This is a genomic window from Agarivorans litoreus, from assembly GCF_019649015.1.
Classification (GTDB): domain Bacteria; phylum Pseudomonadota; class Gammaproteobacteria; order Enterobacterales; family Celerinatantimonadaceae; genus Agarivorans; species Agarivorans litoreus.
This window is the reverse complement of sequence record NZ_BLPI01000001.1, coordinates 2,950,090-2,969,003: the sequence shown is the minus strand read 5'-3', so window position 1 is coordinate 2,969,003 and position 18,914 is coordinate 2,950,090. Positions and strand designations below refer to the sequence as shown.

Genomic DNA, 18,914 nt, shown 5'->3' with positions numbered 1-18,914 from the left:
ACTTGAATCACATCATCATTTTCCAATTAAGATGAAAATAAACATAGCAAATTCATTACCTTATGAAGCTAAAGTAAAACAATCATGAACTAAAAGCGAGAAAAATGAAATGCTCGGAGTTGTTGAAAAATAGAGAAATGAGATTTAGAAAAAATGTATAGAAAGGTTTACAAAAAAGAAAAACGTTAGATTATTAATTAGTTTAAAAGCATTTACTCAACGAACAAAAACAATTAAGGCCCACCGAAGTGAGCCTTAACTAATACAGTCTTGATGACTAATTACAGTACGTCTACTGCATTTAGGTCAGCAAAAGCTTTTTCTAGGCGAGTAACCATACTTGATTGACCAGCACGTAACCAAACACGTGGATCGTAGTATTTCTTGTTAGGCTGATCAGCACCTTTAGGGTTACCGATCTGACCTTGTAAGTATTCACGGTTAGCCGCTTCATATTCACGGATACCATTCCAAGTAGCCCACTGAGTATCGGTATCGATGTTCATTTTAATAACACCGTAACCAATTGACTCTTGAATTTCAGCTTCTGAAGAACCTGAACCACCATGGAATACAAAGTTAAGTGCGTTTGGTGCAATACCAAATTTCTCAGCACAGTACGCTTGTGAATCGCGAAGAATGGTAGGAGTTAATACAACGTTACCCGCTTGGTATACGCCGTGTACGTTACCAAAAGAAGCAGCGATAGTGAAACGTGGGCTAACTGCCATTAGTTTCTCGTAAGCGTAAGCTACGTCTTCTGGAGAAGTATAAAGCTCAGACGCGTCCATATCAGAGTTGTCTACGCCGTCTTCTTCACCACCAGTACAACCAAGTTCAATCTCGATTGTCATGTTCATTTTAGCCATGCGCTCTAAGTACTTAGCACAAGTTTCGATGTTCTCTTCTAGCGTTTCTTCTGAAAGATCTAGCATGTGAGAAGAGAAAAGAGGCTTACCAGTTTGAGCGAAGAACTCTTCACCTGCGTCTAATAGACCGTCGATCCAAGGAAGCAATTTTTTAGCTGCGTGGTCAGTGTGCAGAATAACTGGAACACCGTAAGTTTCAGCAACAGCGTGTACGTATTTTGCACCAGCAACAGCACCAAGGATTTGAGCACCTTGACCTTCAAGCTTAACGCCTTTACCAGCAAAGAAAGCTGCACCGCCATTAGAGAACTGAACTACAACTGGAGACTTAACTTTAGCAGCAGCTTCTAGAACAGCGTTGATTGAGTCAGTGTTAACAACGTTAACAGCTGGCAAAGCGAATTTGTTTTCTTTAGCAATTTCGAAAACTTTCTGTACGTCATCACCAGAGATTACACCTGGCTTAACTGCGTCAAAGATCTTAGACATAGCAATGGTTCCATTTAGTCTTATTGATTAAAAATTCTTACTTTCTGCAAAGAGTATTCTAATACAGAAAACGGGAGCAAAGCTCCCGAATAAGTGATTAGCCTTTCGCACGCTCTTCTAGCATAGCTACCGCAGGCAATACTTTACCTTCTACAAACTCTAAGAAAGCACCGCCGCCAGTAGAGATGTAAGAAACTTGGTCTTTAATGCCAAACTTATCGATGGCCGCTAGTGTATCACCACCACCGGCTACAGAGAAGCCTGCAGATTCAGCGATTGCCTTAGAAATACCCGCAGTACCTGCTTCGAAGTTTTTAAATTCGAATACGCCAACAGGGCCATTCCAAAGGATTGTTTTAGCATTACCAATAATTTCAGCTAAAGCTGCTGTAGAGTCTGGGCCTAAATCGAAGATCATGTCGTCGTCTTGTACTTCAGATACCGACTTGATTTCCGCTTCAGCGTTTTCATCAAATGCTTTAGCACAAGCAACATCAGTAGCAACTGGAATAGCACACTCTTTCATTAGCTTTTTAGCAGTGTCTACTAGATCAGCTTCATACAAAGACTTACCTACATTGTGACCATCTGCAGCAATAAAGGTGTTGGCAATACCACCACCTACTACTAGTTGGTCAGCAATTTTAGATAGAGACTCAAGTACGGTTAGTTTAGTAGAAACTTTAGAACCGCCCACAATGGCTACTAGTGGACGCTCTGGGTTGTCCATAGCTTTACCTAATGCTTCTAACTCAGCGGCTAACAGCGGGCCAGCACATGCTACAGGAGCATTAGTACCTACACCGTGGGTAGACGCTTGAGCGCGGTGAGCTGTACCAAAAGCGTCCATAACGAAGATGTCACACAGTGCTGCGTATTTTTTAGATAGCTCTTCTTCGTTTTTCTTTTCGCCTTTGTTGAAGCGAACATTTTCAAGAACCACTAGTTCACCCGCGTTCAGCTCTAGACCGTTTAGGTAATCTTTAGCTAATTTAACCTCACAGTCTAAGGCATCGTTTAAGTAGTTAACTACAGGAGCAAGTGAGAACTCTTCGTTGTACTCGCCTTCAGTTGGACGGCCAAGGTGAGAAGTAACCATTACTTTTGCGCCAGCTTCTAGACACAATTTAATTGTTGGTAATGATGCTAGAATACGTGCATCTGAAGTTACTTTACCGTCTTTAACTGGAACGTTTAGATCAGCACGAATAAAAATACGTTTGCCTGCAAGATCTAAGTCGGTCATTTTGATAATTGACATTATCTGTCCTCTATAGTTTTTTAAAAATTAAACTTACAGTTTAGCCAGCTTGGCTAAACCTACAATTCCGTGTTACTCATTAATTCCGCGGTGTCTAACATGCGATTGGCGAAGCCCCATTCGTTGTCACACCAGGCCAACACTTTCACTAAATGTTCGCCACTGACTCGTGTTTGAGAACCATCAATAATGCTTGAATGACTATCGTGATTAAAATCGATAGACACCAACGGTTCTTCGGTATAGCTCAAGATGCCGCTTAATTTACCGCAAGTTGCTGCTTGGATGGCTTGATTTATATCAGAAACTGTAACTTTTTTACACAATGTTACACTTAAGTCCATCGCCGTAACGTTCTGGGTTGGCACCCTTACTGCTATTGCTTCAAATTTGCCTGCAAATTTAGGCAAAATCCGCTCTACACCTTTAGCCAGCTTAGTATCAACCGGTATTATTGATTGCCCTGCAGCGCGTGTTCTGCGCAAGTCTGTGTGATAGGCATCAATCACTTGTTGGTCATTCATTGCTGAATGAATTGTAGTAATAGTACCACATTCAACCCCAAAGGCTTCATCTAAGACCTGTATCACTGGCACAATGCAATTGGTCGTACAAGAGCCATTTGACACCACTTTATCGGCTGAACTTAATAGCTGCTCATTTACACCATAGACTACTGTTTGATCTACGCAAGGATCGGCAGGATGAGAAAACAAAACTTTTTTAGCCCCTGCGTCAATATGCATTTGCGCATCGGCAACCGAGCTAAAACGGCCAGTGCACTCCATTACAATGTCTATCCCCAAATCTTGCCAAGGTAGCGCCCTCGGATCGCTTTGATGCAGCAACTGTATCACTTGACCTTCCACCGATAAGCTTTCACCTTGCAATAGTACATCCTCGGCAAAAGTACCATGGGTAGAGTCATACTTAAGTAAATGGGCTATCGCTTCTGAGCTCGCTAGCTCATTAATCGCAACAATTTTAATTTGATGCTGACGATGAGATTCAAAAAGAGCTCGAACAACACTACGGCCTATTCGACCGAACCCATTAATGGCTACTCTAATAGCTTGCTTAGGCATACGTATCGCCTTTTGATAACGCTGAAACAAAGAACCCTCTTAGCAGAGGGTTCTATTTTTTCTGAACTTACACCAAGCTCGTGCTTATAGTAGTTCGTTAGCCATGCTCACTAAGTTTTCTTTAGTGAAGCCAAATAGCTTGAATAGTTCACCAGCAGGGGCAGATTCACCAAAGGTAGTCATACCTAGTACTTTACCGTCGAAGCCAACATACTTGTACCAGAAGTCAGCGATACCGGCTTCTACTGCAATACGTTTGCGAACAGCATTAGGTAATACCGATTCACGGTATTCAGCAGATTGCGCATCAAATACATCGGTAGCTGGCATAGACACTACTCGTACTGCTTTACCAGCAGCAGTCAACTCTTCGTATGCCGCAACCGCTAGTTCAACTTCAGAACCGGTCGCAATTAAGATTAACTCTGGTGTACCCGCACTGTCTTTAAGTACGTAACCACCACGTGCTACGTCAGCTAACTGCTGAGCATCACGCGCTTGCGGCGCCAGACCTTGGCGAGAGAAAATTAATGACGTTGGGCCGTCGCTGCGTTCTACCGCATGACGCCAAGCCACTGCAGACTCAACAGAGTCACATGGACGCCAGGTGCTCATGTTTGGCGTTAAACGTAAGCTTGCAGTTTGCTCTACCGCTTGGTGAGTTGGGCCATCTTCACCCAAACCAATTGAATCGTGCGTGTATACAAAAATAGCGGGTTGCTTCATTAATGCAGCCATACGCAAAGCGTTACGCGCGTATTCCATAAACATTAAGAAGGTTGCACCGTAAGCTTTTAGGCCGCCATGCAAGGTAATGCCGTTCATAATGGCCGACATACCAAACTCACGCACACCGTAGTGCATGTAGTTGCCTGAAGCATCTTCAGCAGTAACAGCTTCAGAGCCAGACCACATAGTAAGGTTAGATGGTGCTAAGTCAGCACTACCACCTAGTAGCTCTGGCAATTTAGGACCAAAGGCTTCTAGTGTTTTTTGTGAAGATTGGCGGGTAGCAATTTTAGCTTGGCTTTCTTGCAACTCGCTAATGTAGTTATCGGCAAACTCTTTCCAGTCGGCAGGTAGTTGACCATCAACACGACGCTTAAATTCAGCAGCCAATGCTGGGTGAGCAGCTTCATAACCGGCAAATAACTGATTCCACTCAGATTGCGCTTTCTCACCATTAGCTTTGGCATCCCACGCTTGGTAAACATCTTGTGGAATATCAAACGCAGCGTGTGGCCAGTTTAAGAATTCGCGGGCAGCAGCGATTTCTTCAGCGCCTAGTGGAGCACCGTGACAATCGTGGCTACCAGATTTGTTTGGCGAACCAAAACCAATCACGGTTTTACAACAAATCATGGTTGGGCGAGTCGTTTCAGCTTGAGCCGCTTTAATTGCAGCGCTAATCGCTTCACTGTCGTGACCATCTACGCCACCAATTACATGCCAACCGTAGGATTCAAAACGCTTAACTGTGTCATCGGTAAACCAACCTTCAACTTCACCATCAATCGAGATGCCGTTGTCATCCCAAAATGCGATAAGTTTGCCTAGGCCTTGAGTACCCGCCAAAGAACATGCTTCGTGCGAGATACCTTCCATCAAACAACCGTCACCAAGGAAGGTGTAAGTGTAGTGATCAACAACTGGGAAGCCATCGCGGTTAAATTGAGCCGCTAAGATTTTCTCGGCTAACGCCATACCAACTGCGTTGGTAATACCTTGGCCTAATGGGCCAGTGGTGGTTTCTACGCCAGGTGCATAACCGTACTCTGGGTGACCAGGCGTTTTAGAATGCAGCTGACGGAAGTTTTTAAGCTCTTCAATAGGTAGCTGATACCCAGATAGGTGCAGTAGAGAATACAGCAACATTGAGCCATGGCCGTTAGATAGAATAAAGCGGTCACGGTCTGCCCAGTTTGGGTCAGTTGGGTTGTGTTTCAAAAAGTCGCGCCATAGAACTTCAGCAATGTCTGCCATTCCCATTGGTGCACCTGGGTGACCAGAGTTAGCTTGCTGAACTGCGTCCATGCTTAAAGCACGAATAGCGTTGGCGTATTGACGACGAGAAGACATGAATTTCTCCTGCAAATATTAGGGCTATTGGGTATCGAGAGGCGCGTATTGTCACAAAGTCAACGGTGTTACTCAATATTTATCTAAAAAGAATCTCCAGTTTTATGCATTTTTTCTGCTGAATGCTTAAGCAATCGCATATTTACAGTTTGAATCTTCGTGATAAAGTCTTGATATAAGAACCAAACAAGGACGTTAAACAAAAAATGGCGAACAACTTTGCTTTTCGCAGCCGCAGTTTTTTTGTTTACCTGTTCATAGGTTTGTTCTCCAGTGGCTTAGCATTATTGTTTAGTGATCTCGCCCACCTCAACCCTAATCAGTTTCTTGATTCGCCCTTACCAGCTTATTCACTGCCCTTTATTGCAGCTATTTGTATTCTGTTGTTTGAGCGCTTATTTAGTCGTTACAAACAAGTGGGTTTAATTTTTGTGGTGAAGGCATATCACTTTGATGAGGGGCAGCTACACTGGGGTAACCTGATATATCAGTTTGCGGTAGGCCTGCTGTTAACGTGGGGTGGCTATGCTGTGGGAATAGTAGGCCCAGCCTGTTATCTAAGTGCGGTTGTTGCCAGTAATTTGTCTTACTCCGCGCGCTTAACCGAAGGTCAAGTACGCTTAAGTGTTGCATGTGGCACCGCCGCGGCAGTAGCGGCTTTATTTAATGCCCCGTTGGCCGGTACAGTGATAGCTTATGAGTTAGTCATGCGCCGATTTAATTGGCGCTCTATCGCCACCATTGCCGTGGTGGCAGCAACAGCAAGCGTTATATCGCAATTACATGGTGGAAGCATGTTAACAATTAACCTGCCTCCACAGTCTTTTGAATGGCATGGTTTAGCGCAGTTTGCCTTACTCGGCATGTTGTGTGGTGTATTTGCTACTTTGCTGGTTAAGCTTATTCGCGCCATGCCCAAACTTAACCGCAACTATGCGGTAACTATTGCTGCTAGTGTGACAGCCATAGCAGGACTACTAAACCCTCAATGGTTAGGTTTAGAACCTATTACGCCAAACGGTTTACTTTATTGGGAGTTAGACCTTGGCCAACAGCACCTCTGGTTATTAGCTAGGATCGTCTTAACCACTGTAGCTTTAGCCTTTGCCCTACCCGGTGGCAGTTTAGGCCCCATGTTGGTAATTGGCGGTATTTTAGGTAGCATTATTGGAGAGCTTATTCCTGATAGTGCAGACTTAATGCTAGTGATAGTAGGTATGGGTGCCATGTTTGGCGCAGTATTTCGCACCCCCTGGGCAGCGTTTTTGCTAATTACCGAACAAACCATGCAGGTTGAAATTGTTATACCAGCCATAGTGGCGTGTTTGTGCGCCAGTGCCATTGCCAAATATATCTTCCGCTCACCCAGTTTAATTGAACAGCAACTACTCAATGCTCAAATCCGCTTAATCAATAGCCCCGTTCTAGTTAAGGAAGAAAACAAAACGCTAGATAGTGAACAGTTGCAGCAAAGTTAAATGTAAGAGCCAGCAATAGCGGAGACGACAAAGAGACAAGCTTAAATACAAATACCCTCGTATTATCTATTAACAAAACAACTCGCTTGCTAGATAAACGGAGCAGCGCTCTCCCAACAAATGTGTGAAACTAATAGCCCAGTCCAAGCACTACAGATAGCAAAATCCTAACCAGCAAAAATGAGCCGATAATACCTGTCAAATAAGACAAAAAAGGAGCTATTCACCGGAAAAACTAGGCGAAATGAAAATGAGAACGGTATCACAGAAAAATACGATAGGCTTGCAGGCTTAAGTGTTCTAGAATGACACGGATATTAATAGTGGCTTTGTATTTTATAGGGATTTTTTTATGCGCCGCCCAGTTGTACTGTTAATAATGGCTTGGTTTTCAGGTCAAGTTTTTGCTGCCGTAGATACCGACACCACCACCTTCCAAGCTAATAGTAGAGTAATTAAAAGCTTCAGCGATGAACATGGTGAAACCACCAAGCACATACCTAGCATCAAAAAGTTCGATGCTGGCCAATACTTCTATTCGCAAACTCTCAAGTACCACGACTTTGTTTGGTCATGTAAAGAATACGATGATGGCGGCCAGTGCCTAGATTTAACCCGTAGCCCTCGTCCTCCAATTCGCTTAGTCTCTTTTGTGCATGACCGAAATGACCAAAGTAAAATTCAAGCCGATTTGGTGCTGCTTTATAACCAGCAGAATGACAAAAAAATTGAGCTAATTAACTTGAGTGAAGACAGAACCGCTCGTAGCAAGTATCAAGTTTCTACTTTGCCGGTCGTAGTGATTGTGCGTGGTGACGAAGAAATCGCTCGCAAAACCGGACTCGAAACCAGGCAAAACATGAGCAACTGGATCAAGCACGAGCTGAGCAAACCCTAACAACGCAACTTGCACTCAAAATTGTACACTTAGCCGCTTTAGAAGCGGCTAAGTGATTTATAGTTCAAGCTAAGCTCTAACAACCACCATCTATAGTCTTTTCTATGCAGTGCTCTGTATCTGCCGTTCTGATTTACCACCAGCCCCTAAAGAAAGCTAGGCGATTAGCAACAAAATAGTTTTTGCTAAGATCTTACAGCTGAAAGCCTGCGTACTAATGGGCAAATTCAATAAAACTAATCTGCCAATGTGAATTATTTTCATTAATAAGCGCTAGCAAATCTTTTACCCCTCACTTAGAATAGACGTCCAGATGGTAAAACATCCATACGTATATAATTCCATTTACGAGATATAAACATGGCTACTCATTTATTTACTTCAGAATCAGTGTCTGAAGGGCATCCAGACAAAATTGCAGATCAAATCTCCGATGCAGTATTGGACGCAATCTTAGAGCAAGACCCAAAGGCACGTGTAGCCTGTGAAACCTACGTAAAAACCGGCATGGTAATGGTAGGCGGCGAAATCAATACCTCTGCCTGGGTTGATATCGAAGAACTTGCTCGCTCAACAGTACGTGACATTGGCTACACCCACTCAGATATGGGTTTTGATGCTGACTCTTGCGCAGTGCTTAACGTTGTGGGCAAACAAAGCCCAGACATTAACCAAGGTGTAGACCGCTCACGCCCAGAAGATCAAGGCGCTGGTGACCAAGGTTTAATGTTTGGTTATGCCACCAACGAAACCGACGTATTAATGCCTGCACCAATTACTTACTCTCACTTGCTGGTTAAGCGTCAAGCTGAAGTACGTAAAAATGGTACTCTGGACTGGTTACGCCCAGATGCTAAATCACAAGTTACCTTTGCTTACGAAAACGGCATTATCACTGGCATCGACGCGGTAGTTTTGTCTACTCAGCACTGTGACAGCATTTCTACTGCTGACTTACGCGAAGCCGTAATGGAAGAAATCATTAAGCCAGTACTACCTGCGCAGTGGCTTAACGATAAGACCCAGTTCCATATTAACCCTACTGGCCGCTTTGTAATTGGTGGGCCAATGGGTGATTGTGGCTTAACCGGTCGTAAAATTATTGTAGATACCTACGGCGGCATGGCACGTCATGGTGGCGGTGCATTCTCTGGTAAAGATCCTTCCAAAGTTGACCGCAGTGCCGCATACGCTGGCCGCTATGTAGCTAAAAATATTGTTGCCGCAGGTTTAGCCAACCGCTGCGAGATTCAAGTATCGTATGCAATTGGTGTAGCTGAGCCGACTTCAATCAGCATTGATACCTTTGGCACTGGCAAAATTGCCGATGACAAATTAGTCGCTTTAGTGCGTAAGCACTTTGACCTTCGCCCTTACGGTATTTTAAGCATGCTAGATTTGGAGCGTCCAATCTATAAAGCTACCGCTGCTTACGGCCACTTTGGTCGTGAAGAATTCCCTTGGGAAGCAACCGATAAAGCAGAACTACTCAAGAGTGAAGCTGGCTTATAAGCTTTAGCCCACTCGTTAAATTAAGCCGAAAGCGTATAATCGTCGATTATCCTTTCGGCTTTTTTATTGGCTAAATCTAAGAACTCAATTCGTGCAGCAATTAACTCAACAAGTAGAGCAGTGCTTTAGGCTGGCTGAAAGCTATTTTAAACAAAGCTTTCAGCGCCCCGAGCTTGTGCTGTCATCGCGAAAAAGTAAAGTGGCGGGCAGTGCCAATTTAAGCCAATGGCGCTTGCGTTTTAACGCCCATTTTTATCAACAGCAACCAGAACACTTTTTAGCACAAACCGTCCCGCACGAAGTGGCTCATCTGGTCTGCCATGCTGTTTATGGCAGAGTAAAACCGCATGGAGTAGAATGGCAACAGATAATGCAGCAGGTTTTTAACTGCCCTGCTACTACTACTCATAGTTACTCAATAGAATACTTGCAGCTCCCTAGCGTTGAATATTACTGCGCTTGCCAAACCCATCAACTAAGTATTCGACGCCACAATAATGTACAAAGAGGAGCGAGTTATCAGTGCAAGAGGTGTAAGCAACAATTAAGACTTTGCACAATCATCAATAGTGATAACTCTGGTAGGTAAACCATTTCTTCCACCAGTAAAGTTAACCATGTAGCCCATACCATCTTGTAGAGCGCCAAACTCCACATAAGAATTACAAACGTTGTTGGCTAATTGAAGCTGAGAGTCAGAAATAGAATTTGCAGTCCATTCCCTGCGCTTGTCGCGCAGACGGTGCTCAATAACCAATACATCACCCAAAACATAACAATGGGTTTTTAAATAACTCACAGAACTCACTCTTTTATTGCAACGCTCAACGAGTAACTGTTTAGTAGTTTCGGTAACGACCGAAGGAGGATTTGGTTGATAGTTCAACGCTATTTCTTCCACTTTTTGATTGGTCGCAGCACAACCTAAAAGCCCCATCATAGAAAAAGCCAACCCAAGTTTTATTACTTTCATATTCAGTCCCTTGAAAAAGGCACAGACTACAATAAATAACGAATAAATCAATATAGAAATATTCTAAGTACTAATGGATTACTAGGCATAAGTAAGCAATAGGTTTATCCTTTAATAGTCAAATCCTTAACCATTAAAACTACCCAAAGGGCCTATTTTTAACCATGCGCATACCACGAATTTTCCACTCTCAGCCACTCTCGCTAAACATGGTCACAGAGCTTGATGATGAAGCAGCCAATCACGTTGGGCGGGTACTGCGCATGGAAGCAGGCCAGCAACTTGAGCTGTTTAATAACGATGGCAATAACTACGCTGCTCAGATAGAAAACGCCAGTAAAAAGCATGTGTCGGTGAAAATTACCGCAGTTACCGCTAACCCTAGCGAATCTCCTCTGCATATCCATCTAGGCCAAGTGATTTCTCGAGGTGACAGAATGGAATTTACCATTCAAAAATCCGTGGAGCTGGGAGTCAATAAAATCACCCCACTTACCAGTGAGCGTTGTGGGGTCAAGCTCAACCAAGAACGCTTTGAGAAAAAACGCCAACAATGGCAAAAAATTGCTATTGCTGCTTGTGAGCAGTCGGGGCGCAGTGTTGTGCCAGAAATAGCACCACTACAAAGCCTAGAGCAATGGGCCAGCGAAGAGTCTGCTGCCATGAAGTTGAATTTACACCCAAAGGCCCCATATAGCATTAAGACCTTGCCAACTCCTGAACACGGAGTAAGGCTGCTTATTGGGCCAGAAGGTGGCTTAAGCGAGCAAGAAATTGAAAACTGCAATCAGCATCAGTTTCAAGAGACAATTTTAGGGCCGCGGGTACTGCGAACCGAAACCGCAGCCCTTACGGCTATTACCGCTTTGCAATGTCAATTTGGAGACTTAGCATAAATGAGCATTAAACTTGGTATCGTGATGGATCCCATCGCCGACATTAACATCAAAAAAGATTCTAGTTTCGCCATGTTGCTGGAAGCTCAATCACGCGGCTACGAGATTTACTATATGGAGATGCAAGATCTCTATTTAGATGGCGGCAGAGCTGCAGCTAATATGCGCCCATTAGCCGTACAACACGACGAACAATCTTGGTATGAATTAGGCAGTGAAGTGGATCAAAGTTTAAGTGAGCTAGATGTCATTTTAATGCGTAAAGATCCACCCTTTGATACCGAGTTTATCTACGCCACTTATATCTTAGAACGCGCTGAAGCTGAGGGCAGCTTAATCATTAACAAGCCGCAAAGCTTACGCGACGCTAACGAGAAATTGTTTACTGCTTGGTTTGCCGAGTTTACCCCAACCACCCTAGTTAGCAGCGATATGCCGCGCTTAAAAGCTTTCCACCAGCAGCATAAAGACGTCATCATGAAGCCGCTAGATGGCATGGGTGGAGCATCTATCTTTCGCCTAAAAGAAGGCGACCCAAATGTTGGCGTGATACTCGAAACACTCACTAATCATGGTCAAGAGTACTGCATGGCGCAGAAGTTTATCCCAGAGATTGTAGATGGCGATAAACGCATTTTGATTGTAGATGGTGAGCCTATGCCCTATTGCTTAGCGCGCATTCCATCGAAAGGCGAAACCCGTGGCAACCTGGCAGCAGGTGGTCGAGGTGTTGCTCAACCACTATCAGACAGTGACTGGCACATCGCTAATGCCATCGGCCCGGCTCTTAAAGAAAAAGGCTTAGTATTTGTAGGCTTAGATGTAATTGGCGATAAAGTGACTGAAATAAACGTCACCAGCCCTACCTGCATCAAAGAAATTGAAGCAGCCTACGATATTTCCATTACCGGTAAGTTAATGGATGCAATAGAAGCTAGACTTAAATCATCAACCTAAGTAGTTAAAAGGGTTAATTTGGACGCAATGAATACTTTGCAGAATCAATTTTTAATCGCCATGCCGAGCCTAGAAGACCCCTTCTTTAAACGTTCGGTGGTCTATATGTGTGAACACAATGAAGAAGGCGCAATGGGCTTGGTGATTAATGTACCGGTAGACTTGTCGGTAGAATCTCTGCTGCAACAAATAGAGCTGCAAGACCAAGTAGAAATGATCCGTGAAGATTTGGACCGCCCGGTTTATCAAGGCGGTCCAGTGTCTCAAGAGCGAGGTTTTGTGCTGCATTCACCGGTAAAAGGCTTTAGTAGCAGCTTAAAAGTAAGTGATGAACTAATGGTCACCACATCTAAAGATGTGCTCGATACCTTAGGCACTGATTCTCAGCCCAGCGACTACATCGTCACCTTAGGTTATGCCAGCTGGGAAGCGGGACAGTTGGAGCAAGAAATTGCCGAAAACTCTTGGCTAACCTTACCGGCCAGTACCGAGATTATTTTCTCAACCCCGATTCACAAACGTTGGGAAGCCGCCGCTAAAAGCTTAGGCATTGATATCTGGCAATTATCTAACCAAGTGGGCCATGCTTAATGGCTAGATCTGGAGAGCGCTCTGCTCTTGCTTTTGACTTTGGAACCAAAAGCATTGGTGTCGCCATCGGTCAAGAGTTAACGGGCTCAGCTCAGCCATTAGCCGCCATCAAAGCTCAAGATGGCATTCCCAATTGGCAAACTTTAGAAGAACTGCTCAAACTATGGCAGCCCGATCTACTGGTAATAGGTTTGCCGCTTAACATGGACGGCACCGAGCAAGATCTCACCAACCGAGCTAAAAAGTTCGCTAACCGTCTACATGGCCGTTTTGGCTACCCAATAGCGATGCAAGATGAACGCTTGACCACGGTAGACGCCAAAGAAAAGTTATTTGAGTTAGGCGGTTACAAAGCCTTAGAAAAAGGCGCTGTAGATAGCCTAGCCGCTGCATTAATTTTTGAAAGCTGGTGCGCCGAGCAATACTAGGGTCTGTTGATCTTGGCTGATGGTTTTTGCAGCAATTTATTAGCCATTTAGGCAAGGCAGTGAGTGTGCAGTTAAGTGGGCTTAATCATCACTCGCTAACGCTGAATAAATAGCTAAGAAATGCTACCCGAAGGGTTCGGATAAGCGAACTTTACTCTTTGTTAAGCACTTCTTGCTTAGCCCACTAGGCTTCTAAGTGCTCGCCGCGATTAAAGCCCGCTTATCTCGAACAAAATTTCAACACCAAAGATCAACAGCCCCTAGTTGCTCACCTAAATTAGTTAATAAAAAGCCTCGATATTATCGAGGCTTTTTTGTTTGAAGAACTAAGCCTTCTATTTACTTGAGCCAGACCAAATGTCTTTATCGATTTGCTGTTTCAATTCTGGGTACTCGTCGCTGTTGAAACTTGGCACTTTGCCGGCGTCTAATTGACGATTGTAATCAGTGGCTAGTTTCACCACCACACCAGAAAGCATTAAAATCGCCACAAGGTTAACTAACGCCATAAAACCCATAGATACATCGGCTAAATTCCAAATAATGTCTATTTTGACCACTGCGCCTACCATTACCATTGCTAGCACCAATAAGCGGAAGATCCACAAACCGGCTTTATGGTTATGTTCTAAGAAGATTAAGTTAGTTTCTGCATACGAGTAGTTACCCACTATCGATGTGAACGCGAAGAAAATAATCGCAATACCGACAAAGTAGCTTCCCCATTCACCCACTTGACCACTTAAAGCTTGCTGAGTTAGCGCAATACCATCGCCGGTAAGTTGCTCGTTATGGCTAAGCAAAATAATCGCTGCAGTGGCAGTACAAATCACCACAGTGTCGATAAATACCCCAAGCATTTGCACATAGCCTTGGGAAGCAGGATGCGGCGGATAAGGCGTTGCAGTAGCCGCTGCGTTAGGCGCACTACCCATACCGGCTTCATTGGAGAATAAGCCACGCTTAATACCGTTCATCATAGCCGCGCCTAAAGCACCAGCACCAGCCTCCTCAAAACCAAAAGCTGAGCGGAAAATAAGGCCGAACACCTCTGGCATTTGTTGAATATTCGCCAATACAACCAGCAAAGCCACTACCACATAAGCTAGGGCCATCACTGGCACCACCAACTCGGCAAAGCGAGCGATGCTGCGAATACCGCCAAAAATAATCAGCGCCGCTGCTATCACCAGAACTAAGCCCACTAGGTATTTCTCAAAGCCAAATGCCTCATGTAAAGCAGAAGCGATAGAGTTAGCTTGTACGGCGTTAAACACCAAGCCAAATGCAATGATTAGACAGATGGCAAATACCACGCCCATCCAACGCTTGCCTAAGCCTTGTTCCATGTAATAAGACGGGCCACCGCGAAAATTACCATCGCTGTCTTTTACTTTATAAAGCTGAGCTAAGCTGCTTTCAGCAAAGCTAGTTGCCATACCCAACAGGGCAATTAGCCACATCCAAAATACCGCACCAGGCCCACCTAAGGTTACCGCAACAGCCACACCGGCTAAGTTACCGGTACCTACCCGCGCCGCAAGACTAGTACATAAGGCTTGAAATGAGGAGATACCACTAGCATCACATTTACGGCTAGACTTCATTACCGAAAACATGTGGCCAAAATGGCGAAATTGAATAAATTTGGTTCTTACGGTGAACAACACACCCGTACCCAACAACAAGTAGATGAGCAAGTTGCCCCACAGCACATCGTTTAACCAGTTCACAATCTCATTCATGGTTCAGATTCACCTTACGTTTAATGTTGGTTAAAAACCTAAGCTAGGTTTGAATGGACGCGGATTTTAAGTAACTGCACGCGACTATGCTTTGATATATAACAAAAACAAGATAAAAACTCACACAGATATAAATTAACGGTATAAAAATCCATGACGACAAATAGCAACTACAGATAAAGCTTAGAAAATCTCGCAAAAAAAGCCTAAAAAAGTGAGCCGCTGTAACTATTTTGCAACATTAGTATTTTACTTTTTGTGCTCGTATGGTACTTATTAAATTGCAACAACATACAAGGAGATAACCATGGATAGGCTAGACTTGGATACTGTTGAAACCAGCAAATCTTCTCGCGGTTCAAATAAGAAACGTAAATGGCGAGAGATTGAGGCAATTAAAGATAAGATTCGTTTACAAAAAGAACTGCAGTCAATCGACCACAGTTTTGATCTTCAATCAGAGTACGAATACTAAACAAAAAACCCGGCTTTAGCCGGGTTTTTTATTTGCTGAAATTATACTCGTTACTCTTCCTCTTGAGGCTCAGAAAGCTTAATTCGCTCTGACAAGGCTTTATATTGCTCATGAACACGGTGGCCAAATAAGGGATCTTCGTAATTACCGTGCTGCCAGCTTTGCTCAATTGCTCGCCAATCATCCGCAGTAAGGTGGCGTTTTAAGGCAGGGAAAACAACATCCTCTTCATAATTAAGGTGTTCCCACTGAGCATTAATAAACGCTTCTAACTTGTCACTAAATTGATCCAGTGGTACCACTGCGTCAAGCAAGATGATATCTAAGATATCGCTCAACTCATCGGTCATGGCCAAGAGGTTTTGATGTTGCTTCTTCAGTTGGTCAGATAAATCATCCTCTACTACACGATACTTTACGTAGTAATCATAAATAAGATCTTCTTTGGGGTGGTGATAACGGTCTGCGTATTCTTGCATATAGCTAATAATGTGGGCGATTAACTTATATTTAACCGCTTTTTCATTGCGAATATGAGCCAACTTCTGCTCTAACACCTTTAGCAACTTAGCGATATTTTGATGATCTTCTTGAAGACTTTGTAACATTGCTTCTCCTTGGCTAAACAGCACTTTCAAATCAGTATAAAGGACTCTTCGTTATACTATTATTGCGCTAGATCGTTTATTAGACAGATTTGCTTTTCGCTCAGTTCACACTTTTTAAGATAAATACTCCCAAAAGCGTACCAGCACGGTTTATTAACCACTAAGCCATAAAAAACAAATGTTTGCATAACACATCGATGATAAACGCTTAGTTCTTATTCAAACACAGCCCAAGGCACTAACACAAGTAATCACCCCCCCTCTTAACTTCAATCAACAAAGATAACAATAAAATTCAAAAAAAACCCTTTTTTGATTAAGGTCAATTGTAGTATAGTTACAGCAAGTGGCGATAATGATTCGTAAGTGGCTCAAGGATCGCTATATAATGTAATAAAATTACAACTTTTAGCTAATGAGGTATGTTATGACCACCGGTATTCAAATCACTAAAGCAGACAACGATGCACTATTAGGTTCTTTTTGGCTATTAGACAACGAGCAAAACCAGGCTCGCTGTTTATGTGTAAAAGACGAGCTATACGCTGAAGATGAAGTGGTAGCTATCGATAAACTAGGTCAAATCGAATATCGCGAAGTACCAATGAAAGCTCAGCCAATCGAAGAAGGTGGCCAACACCTAAACGTTAACGTTCTTCGTCGCGAAACGTTAGAAGATGCAGTTAAACACCCAGAGAAATACCCGCAGCTTACTATTCGTGTTTCTGGTTACGCTGTTCGCTTCAACTCTCTTACTACTGAGCAACAACAAGACGTAATTACACGTACGTTTACTGAATCACTATAAGGCTCAGTAACTAAAACGAAAAAAGCATGCCTAAGCATGCTTTTTTATTATCTAGGCTTTAGAAAATTTAACTACGCTCTCTAATTAAACCTTCTTGAATAGTAGACGCCACCAGCTTGCCGTCTCGCGTGAAAAACTGGCCTCTTACCAAACCGCGGCCATTAGATGCTGCTGGGCTATCCACCACATATAACAACCATTCATCTAAACGGAAGTCTTGATGAAACCACATGCTATGATCAATGGTTGCGGTTTGTATTTTTGGATCTATAAAAGAGCGGCCATGTGGCTGCAAAGCAGTGGGCAAAAAATTAAAATCAGATGCATAAGCCAACAAATAACGATGAATTCGCCCATCATCAGGCATTTGCCCATTAGCTTTAAACCAAACGCAACGTTTAGCCGGCAACTTTTCAGGCTGTAAAGGATTAACAAACTCTACCGGACGCATCTCTAAAGGCTTATCACAAATAAACTTGTCACGCACCGCATCGGGTAACATTTCACGTAATTGAAAAGCGTATTCTTGCTCAGATTGCAACTCCTCAGGGGGTGCTACCTCAGGCATTTCATCTTGGTGTTCAAAGCCGGATGACGGCTCTTGAAAAGACGCTGTCATATAAAAAATAGGCTTGCCAAACTGAATCGCTTTAACCCGGCGGGTAGATATACTGCGACCATCGCGAATGCTTTCAATATCGTAAACGATGCGGTGATTAGGATCGCCCGGCCTTAAAAAATAAGAGTGGAAGGAGTGCACCTGACGCTTCTCACTAATAGTTTCTTTGGCTGCCGATAGCGCTTGTCCCATCACTTGACCGCCAAATACGGCACCGAAGCCTAAGTCTTGGCTGTGACCACGATACAAGCCTTCTTCAATGCGCTCTAAGCTCAATAGCTCGAGCAAGTCTTTTAACACTTTACTCATAGTTTTCGTATTTTGTTCTAGCAATCTTTGCAATATGCGTGAGAACGCGGCAAAGATCAACTTGATAGCTAGGCGATATTTATTTGACTAACTAGGGTCTGTTAATCTTTGGTGTTGAAATTTTGTTCGAGATAAGCGGGCTTTAATCGCGGCGAGCACTTAGAAGCCTAGTGGGCTAAGCAAGAAGTGCTTAATAGTCACTAATCTGCAAAGGCTCTTGCGTTAATTGAGCCAACTGAGTGGCGAAATGCAGTAGCTGCTCAATGGCATGCTCGGTATCATTAACTTGCTGATGCTTACCGGCATTACGTGCCGCAACGAGCTCTTGGCTTAACTGCTCAGCCAGCTCGTCATAAGAAGCTTGAAAAGCCTCTGGGCATTGCTGAATCATTTGGCTAATCGCGGAAGAGTCGTGATACAAAAACTCGACGTCAGCAAAGTCATTGCTCGACCAACGCATCTGGGAATGCTGCATAATAGTAAAGTACAGTTCAAACCAGCTGTTATAACCGGCCCCCAGCTGATAATAATCTTCATCAAAGTGATGATAGAGAACATTAAAACTAGGTAGCTGATTCTGCGGCTGGGTGAATTGCCAATCCATAAAGTTATACGCTGGCTGCAAAGGCCGATTTGTAAGGCGCATTAAATTATCCAGCTCACCGTGAATACAGCGAAACATTAGACTAACTTCGCCAGATGTATCAACTAATTCCGCGTAACTCAATTGCTGCTCAGCACTTTGTTGGTAGTGCCAAGCATTGCTAGGCTCAGCGTTTGTATTAGCGCTTATTAAACTACTCACGATGCCAATGATCAGGCTGGCTTTCATGC

General features: G+C 43.6%; 19 protein-coding genes. 10 read left to right on the top strand and 9 right to left on the bottom strand.

Going from position 1 to position 18,914, the window contains the following annotated elements:
• Positions 1–281 precede the first annotated feature (281 nt).
• From fbaA to tkt, 4 genes are all read right to left on the bottom strand, one after another.
• Positions 282–1,358 (bottom strand): class II fructose-bisphosphate aldolase, encoded by a 1,077-nt coding sequence (fbaA, locus tag K5L93_RS13790; RefSeq protein ID WP_220720348.1) that lies wholly within the window; start codon positions 1,356–1,358, stop codon positions 282–284.
• A 97-nt stretch (positions 1,359–1,455) separates the two neighbouring features.
• Positions 1,456–2,619 (bottom strand): phosphoglycerate kinase, encoded by a 1,164-nt coding sequence (locus K5L93_RS13785; RefSeq protein WP_220720347.1) that lies wholly within the window; start codon positions 2,617–2,619, stop codon positions 1,456–1,458.
• A gap of 59 nt (positions 2,620–2,678) precedes the next feature.
• Positions 2,679–3,704 carry an erythrose-4-phosphate dehydrogenase gene (epd, locus tag K5L93_RS13780; RefSeq protein WP_220720346.1) on the bottom strand — a complete coding sequence of 342 codons (1,026 nt, stop codon included), beginning with the start codon at positions 3,702–3,704 and terminating at the stop codon, positions 2,679–2,681.
• A gap of 84 nt (positions 3,705–3,788) precedes the next feature.
• Positions 3,789–5,783, bottom strand: a complete 1,995-nt coding sequence (tkt, locus tag K5L93_RS13775) for a transketolase (RefSeq protein ID WP_220720345.1) — start codon at positions 5,781–5,783, stop codon at positions 3,789–3,791.
• Between the two features lie 206 nt (positions 5,784–5,989).
• Between tkt and K5L93_RS13770 the strand changes: the two genes are divergently transcribed.
• From K5L93_RS13770 to K5L93_RS13755, 4 genes are all read left to right on the top strand, one after another.
• Positions 5,990–7,261: a chloride channel protein gene (locus K5L93_RS13770; protein ID WP_220720344.1), complete on the top strand. Its 1,272-nt coding sequence runs from the start codon at positions 5,990–5,992 to the stop codon at positions 7,259–7,261.
• Between the two features lie 352 nt (positions 7,262–7,613).
• A complete protein-coding gene (locus tag K5L93_RS13765; RefSeq protein WP_220720343.1) occupies positions 7,614–8,159 on the top strand; it encodes a YbbN family protein in 546 nt (181 codons plus the stop codon).
• A 360-nt stretch (positions 8,160–8,519) separates the two neighbouring features.
• Positions 8,520–9,671 (top strand): methionine adenosyltransferase, encoded by a 1,152-nt coding sequence (gene metK, locus K5L93_RS13760; RefSeq protein ID WP_220720342.1) that lies wholly within the window; start codon positions 8,520–8,522, stop codon positions 9,669–9,671.
• A 91-nt stretch (positions 9,672–9,762) separates the two neighbouring features.
• Positions 9,763–10,260, top strand: a complete 498-nt coding sequence (locus K5L93_RS13755; RefSeq protein WP_220720341.1) for a SprT family zinc-dependent metalloprotease — start codon at positions 9,763–9,765, stop codon at positions 10,258–10,260.
• On the opposite strand, the gene K5L93_RS13750 is transcribed toward K5L93_RS13755, so the two are convergent.
• Positions 10,216–10,644, bottom strand: coding sequence for a hypothetical protein (locus tag K5L93_RS13750; protein ID WP_220720340.1), 429 nt, complete (start codon positions 10,642–10,644; stop codon positions 10,216–10,218). The two genes, K5L93_RS13755 and K5L93_RS13750, sit on opposite strands and share 45 nt — an antisense overlap.
• A gap of 164 nt (positions 10,645–10,808) precedes the next feature.
• On the opposite strand from K5L93_RS13750, the gene rsmE reads away from it, so the two are divergent.
• The 4 genes from rsmE to ruvX are packed head-to-tail and all read left to right on the top strand — an operon-like array spanning position 10,809 to position 13,516.
• Positions 10,809–11,540 (top strand): 16S rRNA (uracil(1498)-N(3))-methyltransferase, encoded by a 732-nt coding sequence (rsmE, locus tag K5L93_RS13745; protein WP_220720339.1) that lies wholly within the window; start codon positions 10,809–10,811, stop codon positions 11,538–11,540.
• Positions 11,541–12,497 carry a glutathione synthase gene (gene gshB / locus K5L93_RS13740; RefSeq protein ID WP_016400860.1) on the top strand — a complete coding sequence of 319 codons (957 nt, stop codon included), beginning with the start codon at positions 11,541–11,543 and terminating at the stop codon, positions 12,495–12,497. It begins immediately after the preceding gene.
• A 27-nt stretch (positions 12,498–12,524) separates the two neighbouring features.
• Positions 12,525–13,088 (top strand): YqgE/AlgH family protein, encoded by a 564-nt coding sequence (locus K5L93_RS13735; RefSeq protein ID WP_220720338.1) that lies wholly within the window; start codon positions 12,525–12,527, stop codon positions 13,086–13,088.
• Complete coding sequence (gene ruvX, locus K5L93_RS13730) at positions 13,088–13,516, top strand: Holliday junction resolvase RuvX (RefSeq protein ID WP_220720337.1); 429 nt, start codon at positions 13,088–13,090, stop codon at positions 13,514–13,516. Before K5L93_RS13735 ends, ruvX begins: the two co-directional genes overlap by 1 nt.
• Before the next feature lie 335 nt (positions 13,517–13,851).
• Here ruvX and K5L93_RS13725 read toward each other — a convergent pair whose 3' ends face one another.
• Positions 13,852–15,261: an alanine/glycine:cation symporter family protein gene (locus K5L93_RS13725; protein ID WP_220720336.1), complete on the bottom strand. Its 1,410-nt coding sequence runs from the start codon at positions 15,259–15,261 to the stop codon at positions 13,852–13,854.
• Positions 15,262–15,568: 307 nt separating this feature from the next.
• Between K5L93_RS13725 and K5L93_RS13720 the strand changes: the two genes are divergently transcribed.
• Positions 15,569–15,736, top strand: coding sequence for a DUF3545 family protein (locus K5L93_RS13720; protein ID WP_163134835.1), 168 nt, complete (start codon positions 15,569–15,571; stop codon positions 15,734–15,736).
• Between the two features lie 50 nt (positions 15,737–15,786).
• Here K5L93_RS13720 and K5L93_RS13715 read toward each other — a convergent pair whose 3' ends face one another.
• Entirely contained in the window at positions 15,787–16,344 is a 558-nt protein-coding gene (locus K5L93_RS13715) for a hemerythrin domain-containing protein (RefSeq protein WP_220720335.1), read from the bottom strand.
• Positions 16,345–16,759: 415 nt separating this feature from the next.
• Here K5L93_RS13715 and grcA point away from each other — a divergent pair, with 415 nt between their 5' ends.
• Complete coding sequence (gene grcA, locus K5L93_RS13710; protein WP_425514907.1) at positions 16,760–17,152, top strand: autonomous glycyl radical cofactor GrcA; 393 nt, start codon at positions 16,760–16,762, stop codon at positions 17,150–17,152.
• Between the two features lie 67 nt (positions 17,153–17,219).
• Here the strand turns inward: grcA and tesB are convergent, their stop codons facing one another.
• Complete coding sequence (gene tesB / locus K5L93_RS13705; protein ID WP_220720334.1) at positions 17,220–18,080, bottom strand: acyl-CoA thioesterase II; 861 nt, start codon at positions 18,078–18,080, stop codon at positions 17,220–17,222.
• Positions 18,081–18,270: 190 nt separating this feature from the next.
• On the bottom strand, positions 18,271–18,912 hold the full coding sequence (locus K5L93_RS13700; RefSeq protein WP_220720333.1) for a hypothetical protein: 642 nt from the start codon (positions 18,910–18,912) through the stop codon (positions 18,271–18,273).
• Between the last annotated feature and the right edge of the window lie 2 nt (positions 18,913–18,914).

What these genes read in the sequence shown, in the direction of transcription:
- fbaA (WP_220720348.1), bottom strand. Translation starts at nt 1,358, where the DNA reads ATGTCTAAGATCTTTGACGCAGTTAAGCCAGGTGTAATCTCTGGTGAT.
- epd (WP_220720346.1), bottom strand. Translation starts at nt 3,704, where the DNA reads ATGCCTAAGCAAGCTATTAGAGTAGCCATTAATGGGTTCGGTCGAATA.
- K5L93_RS13770 (WP_220720344.1), top strand. Translation starts at nt 5,990, where the DNA reads ATGGCGAACAACTTTGCTTTTCGCAGCCGCAGTTTTTTTGTTTACCTG.
- K5L93_RS13715 (WP_220720335.1), bottom strand. Translation starts at nt 16,344, where the DNA reads ATGTTACAAAGTCTTCAAGAAGATCATCAAAATATCGCTAAGTTGCTA.
- grcA (WP_425514907.1), top strand. Translation starts at nt 16,760, where the DNA reads ATGAGGTATGTTATGACCACCGGTATTCAAATCACTAAAGCAGACAAC.
- ruvX (WP_220720337.1), top strand. Translation starts at nt 13,088, where the DNA reads ATGGCTAGATCTGGAGAGCGCTCTGCTCTTGCTTTTGACTTTGGAACC.
- K5L93_RS13765 (WP_220720343.1), top strand. Translation starts at nt 7,614, where the DNA reads ATGCGCCGCCCAGTTGTACTGTTAATAATGGCTTGGTTTTCAGGTCAA.
- K5L93_RS13720 (WP_163134835.1), top strand. Translation starts at nt 15,569, where the DNA reads ATGGATAGGCTAGACTTGGATACTGTTGAAACCAGCAAATCTTCTCGC.
- K5L93_RS13735 (WP_220720338.1), top strand. Translation starts at nt 12,525, where the DNA reads ATGAATACTTTGCAGAATCAATTTTTAATCGCCATGCCGAGCCTAGAA.
- tesB (WP_220720334.1), bottom strand. Translation starts at nt 18,080, where the DNA reads ATGAGTAAAGTGTTAAAAGACTTGCTCGAGCTATTGAGCTTAGAGCGC.
- tkt (WP_220720345.1), bottom strand. Translation starts at nt 5,783, where the DNA reads ATGTCTTCTCGTCGTCAATACGCCAACGCTATTCGTGCTTTAAGCATG.
- K5L93_RS13750 (WP_220720340.1), bottom strand. Translation starts at nt 10,644, where the DNA reads ATGAAAGTAATAAAACTTGGGTTGGCTTTTTCTATGATGGGGCTTTTA.
- K5L93_RS13725 (WP_220720336.1), bottom strand. Translation starts at nt 15,261, where the DNA reads ATGAATGAGATTGTGAACTGGTTAAACGATGTGCTGTGGGGCAACTTG.
- K5L93_RS13785 (WP_220720347.1), bottom strand. Translation starts at nt 2,619, where the DNA reads ATGTCAATTATCAAAATGACCGACTTAGATCTTGCAGGCAAACGTATT.
- K5L93_RS13700 (WP_220720333.1), bottom strand. Translation starts at nt 18,912, where the DNA reads ATGAAAGCCAGCCTGATCATTGGCATCGTGAGTAGTTTAATAAGCGCT.
- gshB (WP_016400860.1), top strand. Translation starts at nt 11,541, where the DNA reads ATGAGCATTAAACTTGGTATCGTGATGGATCCCATCGCCGACATTAAC.
- metK (WP_220720342.1), top strand. Translation starts at nt 8,520, where the DNA reads ATGGCTACTCATTTATTTACTTCAGAATCAGTGTCTGAAGGGCATCCA.
- rsmE (WP_220720339.1), top strand. Translation starts at nt 10,809, where the DNA reads ATGCGCATACCACGAATTTTCCACTCTCAGCCACTCTCGCTAAACATG.